The organism is bacterium (genome assembly GCA_040755755.1).
In the GTDB taxonomy this organism is placed as follows: Bacteria; SZUA-182; SZUA-182; order DTGQ01; family DTGQ01; genus DTGQ01.
The window spans coordinates 1-12,945 of the sequence record JBFLZW010000041.1 but is presented as its reverse complement, the minus strand read 5'-3'; the positions used below and the strand labels follow the sequence as shown (position 1 = coordinate 12,945).

The window sequence follows — 12,945 nt, the reverse complement described above, 5'->3', positions numbered from 1 at the left end:
GTGGATTACGATATTCGTGCCATCAATGACAAGGTGCGGGAGGAAAGCGCCTTCGTCGAGAATATCTTTCGGGAATTGGAAAAAGTAATTGTCGGCCAGCGATACCTGCTGGAGCGGATGTTTATCGGCTTACTCTGCAATGGTCACATTCTGCTGGAAGGGGTGCCGGGTCTGGCCAAGACCCTGTCGATCAAAACCCTTTCCCGGATTATTAAAACCCGGTTCCAGCGAATTCAGTTTACTCCTGACCTGCTTCCGGCTGACCTGATCGGGACCATGATCTATAATCAGAAAGATGGAAGTTTTGTTCCGAAAAGAGGACCGATTTTTACCAATATGGTTCTGGCCGATGAGATCAACCGCGCACCGGCCAAGGTTCAGAGTGCACTCCTTGAAGCCATGCAGGAGCGGCAGGTAACCATCGGGGATCAAACCTACCCTCTGGAAGACCCGTTCCTCGTTCTGGCCACCCAGAACCCCATCGAGCAGGAAGGCACCTATCCTCTGCCGGAGGCCCAGGTGGACCGTTTCATGCTCAAGGTCCGCCTTTCCTATCCCGACAAAAAGGAAGAGCGGCAGATTCTTGAGCGGATGGTGGCTGGAGAGGAGATTCCCGTTTCCCAGGTCGTTTCACCTCAGGATATTATCCGGTCACGGGCTATCGTGAATGATATTTATATAGATGACAAGATCAAGGATTATATCATTGACCTTATCTTTGCCACGCGGGAGCCCCGGAAGTTCGGCCTTGACTTTGACGGATTGATCGAGTACGGTGCCTCTCCGCGGGCCACGATCTACCTTACCAGAGCGGCCAAGGCCCATGCTTTCCTGCGAAGGCGGGGGTATGTTACTCCTGAAGATATCAAGTCCCTTGGGGTGGATATCCTGCGCCACCGTGTCATTGTTACCTATGAGGCAGAGGCCGAAAACATTACCTCGGAAGAAATCATCCAGAGGATTTTCGATAAGATTGAAGTACCATAAGAGAAGTGCCATAATAAACGGCTATGCTCCCCAAGGAAATCATTCAGAAAATCAGGCATATCGAAATCTACACCAACCGTCTGGTCAACGATCTTCTGGCCGGTGGATACCACAGCGTCTTCAAGGGCCAGGGGATCGACTTTGCAGAAGTCCGCGAGTACCAGATGGGTGATGATATCCGGTCTATCGACTGGAACGTAACGGCCAGGACTGGCCATCCGCATATCAAGCAGTACCGGGAAGAACGGGAGCTTACGGTGATGCTCCTGGTAGATGCCAGCTCTTCCGGAGAGTTCGGGACTGCCCGGCAGATGAAGGGCGAAATAGCGGCTGAAATCTGTGCCCTTCTGGCCTTTTCAGCGATCAAGAACAATGACCGGGTGGGCCTCATTATCTTTACCGACAGGATCGAAAAGTTCATCACCCCGAAAAAGGGGAAAAAGCATGTCCTGCGGGTTATCCGGGAGCTTTTGTATTTCCAGCCTCAAGGCCGGCAAACCAGCCTGAGCGCAGCCCTCGAGTTTTTATACCGGGTCAGCCGGCGAAAATGTGTTGCTTTTCTTATTTCCGACTTTTTTTCCTCAGACTACCGGAAGGCTCTTGAGATCGTTGCTCAAAAGCATGATCTCATTCCCATTGCCATCGCCGATCCCCGGGAAGTGCAGCTTGCGGATGCAGGATTGATTGAGCTGGAAGATGCTGAAACCGGAGAGACAATCCTGATCGATACCTCCGATCGGGCTTTCCGGGAGATGTTTTTTCAGGCCAGCGACCGGCAGCGGGCAGAGAGACAGAAGCTTTTTCGCTCCCTGAGCCTGGACTCCATCGAGGTAGTAACCGACCGTCCATATGTGGATGAATTGAATAAATTTTTCCGGATGAGGGCCAAAAGATGGCGATGATGAAAATTCAGATTGTTCTCTTTCTGATGGTACTCATGAGTTTTTCTGTTTTTCACCCTGTGGTGGCTGCTCCTGCCGGATATGTGCCCGGGGTTGCTGAAACGGCTCCGGAGGATATCAAGGATATCAAACCGCCTCTCGAGATGAAAAGAAACTGGGCTCCCTATTGGAAAGCGCTGCTCTGGGGAGGGCTGGTCGCAGCCGCCTTACTTCTGGCCTGGTGGGGAATCCACCATTATTGGAAGAAGAAGGTTTCCAGGGTTTCGGATGAAGAGATTACCCCCTTGCCTGCCCACGAGGCCGCTTTGGCGGAGTTAACAAGGCTCTGGAATGATTTCAAGCAAGATGGGAAAATCAAGGAATTCTATTTTCGCTTATCCGAGATCATCCGCCAATACCTTGCCCGGCGCTATCAGATCAATGCTCTTGAGGCCACAACCGAAGAGCTGCTGCACGATCTCCGGGACCAGCCGCTTCAGGTTCAGCACAGGATGCTGATTTCGGATTTTTTAAGCGGATGCGATCTGGTCAAGTTTGCCAAGTACATCCCGCAGATGGAGGAAACGGAACACAGGTACCGGATGGCCTATGAGATAATTGACCATACCCGGCCTGCGGACAGCAGCAGCCGGGAGGCACGGGAGGACATCCCTGTCCGGCAGGGACAGCAGGCAGTGGAGCTGAAGTGACATGCGATTCATGTATGGATATCAGTTGTGGTGGCTCCTCATCATTCCGGTCATGGTTTTCTGGTACCTGACCAGAAGGCGAAGAAAGGCAACTCTTCGGTTTTCGGATATCAGCCTGCTGAAGCAGATACGGCCTTCCCGGTCGCTCCGCTACCGGCATCTGGTTTTTATTCTGAAGGCAACGGCCGCAGCATTGATTATTCTGGCTTTGGCCAGGCCGCAGGCGGGAAAAAAGAACAGGGACATTACCACCCGGGGGATTGACGTCATGCTGACCATCGATGCTTCAGGATCCATGCGGGCTGAAGATTTTAAACCCAACAACCGGCTTCATGTGGCCAAACAGGTGGTTTCCGAATTCATCCGAGGCAGGGATTCGGACCAGATCGGCATGGTTGTCTTTGCCGGACAATCCATTACTCAATGCCCTCTGACCTCGGATTACAGCGTCCTGCTCAGCTTATTGGAAAATGTTCAGTTCGATATGCTGGAAGATGGAACGGCAATCGGCATGGCACTGGCCAATTGTGTAAACCGGCTGAAAGATACCAGGGCTAAAAGCAAGATCGTGATTTTGCTCACCGATGGCCAGAATAACCGGGGGGAGATCGATCCCATCACCGCTGCCCGGATAGCCCAGTCCTTCGGCATTAAAGTATATACGGTAGGAGTCGGCAGGGAGGGAGGAGCGCCAATTCCGGTTTATGATCCTGTCTATGGCAAAAGATATATCATAGGGCCGGACGGACGTCCGGTGCTGACTCAGATGGATGAGAAAACCCTGAAGGAAATAGCCAAAATTACCGGCGGACAGTATTTCCGGGCAATAGACAGAGACAGTCTCAAAAAAATCTATCAGCAGATCGACCGCCTCGAAAAGACCAAGAGAGAAGTCAAGCATTACATGGAGTATAGAGAATTGTTTCAGTATCTTATACCTATAGCTCTCCTTTTGTTCACTATCAGTATTATTCTCGAAAATACCCGATTCAGGACAATACCGTAACATGAGATTCGCTGATCCACAATGGTTCTATCTTTTCGTGCTCATTCCCGCTCTGGTGCTCTTCTGTCTCTGGGCGGACGGGAGAAGGCAGAAAGCCGTGCAGCGGTTTGGAAATCCGCTGCTCCTGCACAAGCTTTCCTCCTCTTCCTCCGGGTTGAAAAGGCCCGCCCGCAAGATCGTACTTGTGCTCCTGGCCTTATCGCTCCTCATTCTGGCTCTGGCCCGCCCGCAGTGGGGAGTCAGGATGCAGACTATCCACCGGAAGGGAATCGACGTTCTAATCGCTCTCGATACCTCCAAGAGCATGTTAGCCGAGGACATCAAACCGAACCGGCTGGAGAGGGCCAAGCATGAGATTGCCAGACTGATCGATAAATTACCGCAAGACCGCATCGGCCTCATCTGCTTTGCCGGGACCAGCATGGTCCATTGTCCCCTGACCCTGGACCATGCAGCAGCGAAAATTCTGTTGAGAATAATTGATACGGAAACGGTCCCCATCCGGGGGACCGCAATTGGCGAGGCTATTCAGCAGGCCCGGAAGGCTTTTATCCAGGAAGAAAAAAAATATAAGGTACTCATTCTGCTGACAGATGGAGAAGATCACAGCAGTCAGCCTCTCGAGGCCGCCAAAGAAGCGGCGCAGGATGGGATCAGGATCTATACTATCGGCCTGGGCTCGGAAGCGGGAGAGCCTATCCCCATAAGGGATCAGAACGGAGCACATCTTGGCTATCAAAAGGACCGACACGGACAGATCATCATGTCCAGACTGGACCAGACTACCCTGGAAAAAATCGCCCACCTGACCGGCGGGGAATATTACCATGCAGCCACTGCCGAACTGGAGCTCGACAGAGTATATCAGGATATAGACAATATGGAGAAAAAAAATCTCCAATCGAAAAAATATATCCAGTATGAGGACCGGTTTGTATACTTTTTATTTCCAGCCCTTCTCCTGTTACTTCTGGAATTCTTCCTCGGGGATCACCGCAAGGTTAAAAAAACCTGGGAGGGACGTTTTGAATAAGAAACTGGCCATGAGGAATCACCAGTACCTTGGGGAAAAGAAACCACAGAGACACAGAGACACAGAGGGGAGCAGGGTATTTCCACCTCTGTTCTTTTGGGTTTGTGTGGTTATGTTGTTTTTTATGGCAGCCCCCTGCTGCACGGCCTGGACTAACCCGTTCATCAATAAAACCAGACGAGGGAATGAGCTCTATGCTCAGGGGAAGTATGAGGAGGCATTAAAAGAATATCTGGATGCCCAGCTCGACCATCCTGAATCGGAAGTGCTCCATTTCAATATTGGGGATATTTTGTTCAAGCAGGAGAAGTTCGAGCAGGCAGCGGAAGAATACCACAAGGCGGCCCAGTCAAAAGACCGTACCGTGCAGGCCAAAGCCCACTATAACCTTGGGAATTGTAAATTCCGCCAGAATGATTTTCCCGAAGCTGTCAAGCAGTACGAAAAATCTCTCGGCCTTGAGCCTGATGACCAGGATGCCAAATTCAACCTGGAACTGGCCAAACGAAAACTGAAAGAGATGGCCCGGAATCAACAGCAAAACCCACAGGACCAACAAAACAAGCAGGGCCAGCAAGACCGGAAGAATCAACAGGGCAAACAGGATCAGCAGAATAAGCAAGGCCAGCAAAAACAGGGAAACCAGCAGGACCGGAAAGATCAAAAGAACAGCGAGCAGGAAAAGGCAAAATCTGCTCAGCAGGACCCAAACCGGCAGCAGCAGGAGGCGGCCATGAGTAAGCCGGATTCCGGGAACCAGGACAAGAAAGATCAGAAGATGTCCAGAGAGGATGCCCTCAGGATACTGCAATCCCTGGATGAGCGGGAAAAAAAGGTCCGGGAGCAACTCCGTCTGATGCAGCAGCAGCAGCAGCACGGAGAAGGAGGAGGAAGAGATGTCGAATATGACTGGTAGGAGCATGCCGGCTGAAAAAACCAGGCGGTATAGTGCCACGCTGATATTCCTGGTCCTTTGTACCTTCCTCATGGCGGGTGCAGCCCGGGCTGAATCCATTTCGATTCAGGCTTCGGTTGATAAGACCGAATTGAGTCTCGATGACCACCTCTCCCTGTCCGTGGTTATCGAGGGCTCAAATATCGGCTCTCTTCCCGATCCTGAGCTCCCGGATCTGCCGGGCTTTTCGGTTGTCAACTCCTACCAGGGATCAAACTTTTCCTGGATTAACGGAAAGGTCTCCGTATCAAAGACCATAAAATATATCCTGCGGCCTGAAGCCTCCGGGAAGCTCACCATTGGAGCCATCAAACTGTCTCACGAAGGCAGGACCTATCAGACTGAGCCGATCACGGTAACTGTATCGCAGGCTGCTTCACCAGGTGACTCTTCACGATCCCGGTCTCCTCAGCAGCCATATGCCCCTTCTCCTCTGCCACCCCGCTCAGCCGATCCGTGGGGAGATGCGGAAGAGCGGCCAGCGCGGGGGAATATTTTTATCACCAACACGGTCAACAAAACCAAAGCCTATGTGAATGAGCAGATTATTCTGACCTTTGGCTTCTACCGGCGGATCGATTTATGGCAAAGTCCCTCTTATCAGCAGGCTCCTCTGGAAGGTTTCTGGGTGGAGGACCTGGAGGCACCCGCCACATCTGATATCAGGGTTGTTGACGGAAGGCAGTACCGGGTTCAGGAAATCAAACGGGCACTTTTTCCCATGAGTCCGGGAAAGCACACCATCGGACCTGCCACCCTGTCTTATCAGGCAGGGTTCTTTTCACCCCCCCGGATGCTCAAAACAGAGCCGATTACGATCGAGGTGCTTCCCCTGCCTGAGAAGGGAAAACCTGCGGATTTTCGCGGAGCGGTTGGCAAGTTTACCCTTTCGGCCAAGGTGGATCGAAAAAGCGGTGTTCAAAACGAGCCCATTACCCTGCATGTCAGGATTAAGGGGGCCGGCTACATCGAAAGCCTGCCGGAACCTGAATTCTCCACCCTGGAAGGCTTTCAGAAGTATGATACCACGAGCACCAAAAATCTGATTAAACAGAATGAGCTGCAGGGTGAAAAGTGCTTTGACTTTCTCCTGATTCCCCGCAATGCAGGAAACCTGCAAATTCCATCGCTCCATTTTTCCTTTTTCAATCCGGAGGATGAAAAATACCATACCCTGACGACTGATCCTATCCTGGTATCAATAGCTCCGGCGGCCCCGGACCAGCGTACTGTTACGGCAGGCTCTCCCGCTTCCGGCGGAAACAGGGCACCGGTTTATCAGCAGGAAGTCACCTTAACCCGGAGAGATATCCAATATATTAAAACGGACCTGAAATTTTTAAAAAAAGATTTATTTTTCTTCGACAATAAGGTATTCTTAAGTTTCCTTCTGGTTCCGCTTCTTGTACTCCTTGCCTGTTTTGTGATGGACCGGCGGGCACAAAAGCTCCAGGGAGATCAGCGGTACGCCCGGCTGAAGCGGGCACACCGGCTGGCCAGAAAAAAACTTGGCCAGGCACTCCTTCACGATAAGAAAGGAGAGGAGAAGGAGTTTTATGCTGCGGTCTCAAAATCTCTGACCGAATATGCGGCTGACAAGCTCAATGTCCAGGCCGCAGGGCTCACCAGTCAACAGATGGTTGAGCAGTTTCAAGCCCTTGGAGTAACGCGGGAAGTATTGACCCAGCTGCAGCACTGCCTCGATGAATGCGATTATGCACGCTTTGCCGCTGCATCCAGTAATGGCCGGGCACGAAAGAGCTTACTGGCCGAAGCGGAACAGGTTATTTACAACCTCGAAAAAGCTACCAGGGAGAAAATATGACCACAAACAGCACTCGCTCTCAGGGATATCCACTGCTCCTCGTTTTTCTCCTTTGCCTGATCATCGGTGCTTCCTCCCCGGCGAGAGGGGAGAGCACAGCGAAGTTATCGGGCCTTGACCGGTTCAAGCAGGCTACCGAATATTACGGGAAACAAAAATATTCCGAGGCTATTCAATGCTACCTTGACCTTATCCGACAGGGATACCAGGACCCCTTTATTTACTATAACCTGGGAAATGCCTATTTCAAGAACGGAGAATTGGGGAGGGCTATTCTTTATTATGAGAAAGCCAGTCGGCTCCTTCCCCGGGATGAGGATATCCAGAAGAATCTTGCTTATGCTCATTCCCTGACTGTCGATAAGATTGAATCACACCCTTCCGCGCTGCTCTCCCTGGGAGAGAAAGCAATCAATTTTCTGACCCTGAACGAACTGACCCTGATGAATACCGGCATCTATCTTATTCTGGTTTTGTTGGGAATCCTTATTATCCGGAAAAAAGAGGAGAGTGTCAGAAAGAGGCTGTTTCACCTTTTAACCCTCTTTTTGGCCATATTTATTCTGGCCGCAGGGGTGCTTTTCTATCGAATCTCTCAATTAAAGACAGCCCAATTCGGAGTCATTATTTCCAAAGCAGTCGAAATCAAAAGCGGCCCCGAAGAAAATCTGGCCACTCTTTTTTCCCTGCATGAAGGGACAACCTTTTCAATTCATCAGCAAAGGGGGGATTGGCTTCAGATTACCATCAAAAACGGATTGAATGGTTGGGTGCAGAGCGAATATATTCAAAAAATCTCATTTTAAACTTATAACATCATGAGAAAGGAAAAGATAAATTATGATCACCGTAACCAATCTTACCAAGAGATACGGCCCGACCCTGGCTGTAGATAATATCTCTTTCGAGGTCCAGAAAGGTGAGATTCTGGGATTTCTGGGACCGAACGGCGCGGGGAAAAGTACCACGATGAAAATCCTGACCTGCTATATGCCTCCGGATGAAGGCAAAGCCACTGTGGACGGGCTGGATACTCTTGAGGATTCCCTCAAAGTCAGGGAGAAGATCGGCTATCTCCCGGAGAATACTCCCCTGTACCACGATATGGGGGTCATCGACTACCTGAAATTCGTGGCTGAAATCCGCAAAATTCCCCAGGCCAAACGGAAAAGCAGGATCAGGGAAATAGCCCATCTGTGTGGGCTGGACAAGGAACTGGGCAAGAACATCGGACAATTGTCCAAAGGATACCGTCAGAGGGTGGGACTGGCGCAGACGCTGATCCATAATCCGGATGTCCTTATCCTCGATGAGCCGACCACCGGCCTTGATCCCAACCAGATCATCGAAATCCGGAGTCTGATCAAGGAGATCGGCCAGCAAAAAACCGTTATCCTGTGCTCGCATATCCTGCCTGAAGTGCAGGCCACCTGTAACCGCATTATTATCATCAAAGATGGCCGGATCGTCGGCAGCGGAACACCGGAGGAGCTGGCAACTCAGGCTCAGGGGGGAGGAGAAACTGTCTATATTACTGTTAACGGGCCTTCCGATAAAATCCAGGAGCAACTGGGTGCCCTGGAAGGTGTTCAGGAGTTTCGTCTTTTGACTTCGGAAAACGGAGGCCACCGATTCGAGGTCAAAAGCCGGCAGGGAATGGATATCCGGGAATCACTTTTCCGGCTGGTGGTCGATAACAAATGGTCATTAACCGAGCTCATGAGAACCCAGATTACCCTGGAAGATGTCTTTAAACAACTTACCACTGAGGAAAATTAGCTATGAGCAATATATTCGCTATTTTCAAGAAAGAATTCCGGAGCTACTTCAATTCTCCGATTGCTTATATCTTTATAACCGCTTTTCTGGTTTTCAGCGGATGGCTGTTCTTCCGGGGATTTTTTCTGATTGGAGAAGCCACCATGAGGCCCTTTTTCTCCATTCTCCCCTGGGAATTTCTCTTTTTCGTCCCGGCTGTTACCATGAGAATGTGGGCTGAGGAAAAAAAGCTGGGGACGATCGAGCTTCTCATGACCTTTCCGCTCAATGACTATGAGATTGTCACGGGTAAATTTCTGGCCGCCTTTCTCTTCCTGGCCATTACCGTACTTTTGACCTTTACCTTTCCCCTGACCCTTTTTTACCTGAACAAGCCAGACATTGGCCCGATCATCGGGGGATATCTGGGAGCGCTCCTCATGGGGGCTGCCTACCTCTCGATCGGCCTGTTCATTTCCAGCCTGACTGAAAATCAGATCGTGGCATTCATTATCAGTATCTTTACCTGCTTTGCCCTGTTTATCATCGGCGAGCAGATCGTGATTACCGCGTTGCCGAGCTGGCTGGCCCCGCTCTTTAACTTCCTCGGTCTGGGGTCCCATTTTGAAAGCATCGGCAGAGGGGTTATCGACTCCCGCGATCTTATCTACTATGTGTCAGTCATTATCTTCTTCTTATTCCTTAACATTCGATCCGTCGAAAGCCGGAAATGGAGATAATTGGAGATAATTATGGGATTGAGAAAAGTAAAATACAGCAGCAACCTTTTTCTGGTAACTCTTATCCTGCTGGGGATTCTGGCGGTCGTCAACTTCCTCTCCATCCGTCATTTCAAGCGTCTTGACCTTACGGCAGAGAAGATGTACAGCATATCGAAATCCACCCAGACTGCCCTGGCCAAATTAAATGATGTGGTTAATATCAAGGTATACTTTTCCAAGGAGTTGCCTCCGCAACTGGCCACCTTGAACAGCCAGGTACAGGACATGCTGGATGAATACAAGGCTTATAGCGGCGGCAACCTTCAGATCGAATTCATCGATCCTGCCTCGGACCCGACCCTGGAGCAAAGGATGCATTTTATCGGTATACCGAAAGTCCAGTTGAATGTCTTTCAGAAAGACCAGGCTCAATTGACCAATGTTTATCTTGGGATGATGATCCTCTACCAGGATAAGAAAGAAACCATCCCGGTAATTCAGGATACCAGAAACCTCGAGTACGATCTGACCAGCGCCATAATCCGGGTTACCCAGAAGGAACCGAAAACAGTGGCCTTTCTGACGGACAGGCCGGAGCAGGAGCTCAATGAAGAAACTACGAGGGTCAGGGAGGATCTGAGCAAGCAGTATACGGTGGATGTTCTTGATCTGAAAAAGGGGGAAAAAATCCCTGCCTCAGTCACCACCCTCATTGTCATGGGGCCGGAGGAGACCAGCGAGCGGGCCCAGTATGAGATCGATCAGTTCATCATGCGCGGCGGCAAAGCCATTTTTCTTGTGGATACGATAAAACTTGATAAGAAGAACATGCTCCAGTCCCAGCAGGTCAAACACAACCTGGACGATATGCTGAGCCATTACGGAGTCAAGGTCAATAACGATCTGGCTTTGGATCGCTACAGCGCTACCGTAGGGTTTAACCGGGGATTTTTCAGTTTCCGGATTCCTTACCCCTTCTGGCCGAAGGCAATCGCCCAGAATCTGGATCAGAAAAGCCCGATCGTCAATAAGCTTGGCTCCATTACCTTTCCCTGGACCAGTTCCCTGGAACTCCTGACCGGCCGACTTAAAACCCTGGGAGCAGAAGGAACCGTCCTGGCAAAAACATCTCCCCATGGATGGCTCGAAAGCGGAAGCTATAACCTCGATCCCGGTCAGAAGTTCAACCCGCCTGCCGAAATGAAGAGCATTCCCCTGGCAGCCCTGGTCGTGGGCAAGTTTAAAAGCTTTTTTGCCAATAAGCCGGTTCCGCCAAAAGCCGCTGATCCAATGCAACCCCCACCGCCACCTGAAACAGGACAGGAACAAGTCATTCCTGAAAGCCCTCAAACCCAGATTCTCGTGGTCGGAAATTCCCGCCTGATCACCGACGGGTATTATCAGCCTGGCGAAAACGCGAGCTTCTTTTTAAACAGTGTCGACTGGCTGACCATGGGCGATGCTCTTATCGGCATCCGCTCCCGTGAAAATACCGAACATCCGCTGAAACCCACCGAACCTAATCAGCGAACCACCATCAGGTACCTCAATATCTTCGGGGTCTCAGTAGTCCTCATTATTTTTGGGCTGGCCAGAGCCTATATGAGCAACAGACGAAAAACCGCTTGGTTGGATTAGCAAAGGAGATAAGCGCATGAAATTCAAAAAAACTCTCGTTCTTTTCATTACTCTGGTTTTTTTGGTCTTGCTTGCCTATCTGCTGGAGCGTCCAAAAGGTACGGTCCAGCCATCGAGCCTGTTTCCGGAATTTACCATCGATGCAGCCAGCCTGATCGATGTCCGGAACAAGGATGCCGCCAAGGACGGCAAGGAAGAGGCCGTTTCCCTGGCCAAGGAAGGTCAGGAATGGAAGATCGCAGGATTCCCCGCTGATGAGGAACTGGTCAAAAAGGCCCTCGAGTCCATAGCCGAGCTTAAAAAAGCTGCCAATGTAGTTTCCAAAAATCCTGAAAACCAGAAGCTTTATGAGGTTGATCCCAATAAGGGGATTAAAGTCAAGATCAGTGATGGCAAAAAGAAAGTCCTGGCTGATTTTTTCGTCGGCAAGACTGGCCCGGACTTTATGAGTACCTACCTTCGCAAGGCTGACTCCAATGAAGTGCTCCTGTGCGAAGGGTATCATTTGCGGTCGGCTTTCAGCCGCACGCTGAAAAACTGGTATGACCTGAATGTCTCTAAATTTACTCCTGAGGATATCTCCAAAATCGAAATCGTGGAAGCGGACAGGAAAATATCCCTGAAAAAGGATAAGGACAAATGGCAGTTGACCGACCCCAACCAGCAGCAGGCGCAGGCTAAAAAAAATCTGGCTGATGATATGGCCAATACCCTGTCCCGGCTTCGGGCTATCGATCTTCTCAAGGCAGAGCCGGATAAATTCGCCGAATACAACCTGACGCCTCCTGCCAGACAGGTATCCGTATTCCTGGCAGACGGGACCGAGAGAAAGATCAGCATCGGCAAGAAGAACGAGCAGAACCAGTATTACGTTAAGGCAGAAAAGGATGTGGTTTATCTGGTTGCTCAATACCATATCGATAAGCTCAGCAAGAGTTTCGAGGAACTGAAGGAAGTGCCTCCACCACCAGCTCAGGCTGATCCGAATAGCGGCGGGCAAGCGGGGGCAAATGCTTTGCCGGCGGGAGAGAACCCCGCTGACTTAGGGGGCAAATCACAGGCTGGCACTCCGCAGGGTCCCTCTGCACTCAAGATGCCGCCTTCCATGCCGGTGACACCGCCTGCTGTACCAAAAGCCCCGCCGAAGGGTGAGTAGGCCGGAGATTCTTAAATTTTCCCTCTTGAGGTTAGGTGGGGGGGGAAACAATGTAAATGTGCACAGGCGCTTGAGCCTGTGCACCTTCATCATCCCCCCACACCCTATCCTGCCACAGGGGTTCCCTGATGCCTCCCTTTCCCCTCTTCAGCAATTCAGAGTGAGGAAAAATAGGGGTAAAAACATAGCAATATTGAGGAGATAGAAAAACATTCTCAAGAAATTTTTCGGATTATTTTGCTTTGATTGAAGGGATTTTTGTGATAAATCAGGG

12 protein-coding genes are annotated in these 12,945 nt (G+C 50.6%); all 12 read left to right on the top strand.

The window, feature by feature from the left end; all coding sequences use genetic code 11:
- Positions 1-987, top strand: a complete 987-nt coding sequence (locus tag AB1611_13100) for a MoxR family ATPase (protein ID MEW6380525.1) — start codon at positions 1-3, stop codon at positions 985-987.
- 23 nt (positions 988-1,010) lie between these two features.
- On the top strand, positions 1,011-1,889 hold the full coding sequence (locus AB1611_13095) for a DUF58 domain-containing protein (protein ID MEW6380524.1): 879 nt from the start codon (positions 1,011-1,013) through the stop codon (positions 1,887-1,889).
- The gene (locus tag AB1611_13090; GenBank protein MEW6380523.1) at positions 1,880-2,578 is read left to right on the top strand and encodes a hypothetical protein; all 699 of its coding nucleotides are present in this window, start codon (positions 1,880-1,882) and stop codon (positions 2,576-2,578) included. The genes AB1611_13095 and AB1611_13090 overlap by 10 nt, the downstream gene beginning before the upstream one ends.
- 1 nt (position 2,579) lies before the next feature.
- Positions 2,580-3,584 carry a VWA domain-containing protein gene (locus AB1611_13085; GenBank protein ID MEW6380522.1) on the top strand — a complete coding sequence of 335 codons (1,005 nt, stop codon included), beginning with the start codon at positions 2,580-2,582 and terminating at the stop codon, positions 3,582-3,584.
- A 1-nt stretch (position 3,585) separates the two neighbouring features.
- A complete protein-coding gene (locus tag AB1611_13080) occupies positions 3,586-4,617 on the top strand; it encodes a VWA domain-containing protein (protein MEW6380521.1) in 1,032 nt (343 codons plus the stop codon).
- 112 nt (positions 4,618-4,729) lie between these two features.
- Entirely contained in the window at positions 4,730-5,533 is an 804-nt protein-coding gene (locus tag AB1611_13075; protein ID MEW6380520.1) for a tetratricopeptide repeat protein, read from the top strand.
- Complete coding sequence (locus AB1611_13070; GenBank protein ID MEW6380519.1) at positions 5,523-7,397, top strand: BatD family protein; 1,875 nt, start codon at positions 5,523-5,525, stop codon at positions 7,395-7,397. The genes AB1611_13075 and AB1611_13070 overlap by 11 nt, the downstream gene beginning before the upstream one ends.
- Entirely contained in the window at positions 7,394-8,203 is an 810-nt protein-coding gene (locus AB1611_13065; GenBank protein MEW6380518.1) for a tetratricopeptide repeat protein, read from the top strand. The genes AB1611_13070 and AB1611_13065 overlap by 4 nt, the downstream gene beginning before the upstream one ends.
- 34 nt (positions 8,204-8,237) lie before the next feature.
- Entirely contained in the window at positions 8,238-9,176 is a 939-nt protein-coding gene (locus tag AB1611_13060) for an ATP-binding cassette domain-containing protein (GenBank protein ID MEW6380517.1), read from the top strand.
- Between the two features lie 2 nt (positions 9,177-9,178).
- Positions 9,179-9,895, top strand: coding sequence for an ABC transporter permease subunit (locus AB1611_13055; protein ID MEW6380516.1), 717 nt, complete (start codon positions 9,179-9,181; stop codon positions 9,893-9,895).
- Positions 9,896-9,907: 12 nt separating this feature from the next.
- Positions 9,908-11,515 carry a Gldg family protein gene (locus AB1611_13050; protein MEW6380515.1) on the top strand — a complete coding sequence of 536 codons (1,608 nt, stop codon included), beginning with the start codon at positions 9,908-9,910 and terminating at the stop codon, positions 11,513-11,515.
- A gap of 16 nt (positions 11,516-11,531) precedes the next feature.
- Positions 11,532-12,671 (top strand): DUF4340 domain-containing protein, encoded by a 1,140-nt coding sequence (locus AB1611_13045; GenBank protein ID MEW6380514.1) that lies wholly within the window; start codon positions 11,532-11,534, stop codon positions 12,669-12,671.
- Positions 12,672-12,945 lie beyond the last annotated feature (274 nt).

Coding starts and splice junctions, on each gene's coding strand:
- AB1611_13045 (MEW6380514.1), top strand. CDS start 11,532: ATGAAATTCAAAAAAACTCTCGTTCTTTTCATTACTCTGGTTTTTTTG.
- AB1611_13065 (MEW6380518.1), top strand. CDS start 7,394: ATGACCACAAACAGCACTCGCTCTCAGGGATATCCACTGCTCCTCGTT.
- AB1611_13085 (MEW6380522.1), top strand. CDS start 2,580: ATGCGATTCATGTATGGATATCAGTTGTGGTGGCTCCTCATCATTCCG.
- AB1611_13050 (MEW6380515.1), top strand. CDS start 9,908: ATGGGATTGAGAAAAGTAAAATACAGCAGCAACCTTTTTCTGGTAACT.
- AB1611_13070 (MEW6380519.1), top strand. CDS start 5,523: ATGACTGGTAGGAGCATGCCGGCTGAAAAAACCAGGCGGTATAGTGCC.
- AB1611_13080 (MEW6380521.1), top strand. CDS start 3,586: ATGAGATTCGCTGATCCACAATGGTTCTATCTTTTCGTGCTCATTCCC.
- AB1611_13060 (MEW6380517.1), top strand. CDS start 8,238: ATGATCACCGTAACCAATCTTACCAAGAGATACGGCCCGACCCTGGCT.
- AB1611_13055 (MEW6380516.1), top strand. CDS start 9,179: ATGAGCAATATATTCGCTATTTTCAAGAAAGAATTCCGGAGCTACTTC.
- AB1611_13075 (MEW6380520.1), top strand. CDS start 4,730: ATGTTGTTTTTTATGGCAGCCCCCTGCTGCACGGCCTGGACTAACCCG.
- AB1611_13095 (MEW6380524.1), top strand. CDS start 1,011: ATGCTCCCCAAGGAAATCATTCAGAAAATCAGGCATATCGAAATCTAC.
- AB1611_13090 (MEW6380523.1), top strand. CDS start 1,880: ATGGCGATGATGAAAATTCAGATTGTTCTCTTTCTGATGGTACTCATG.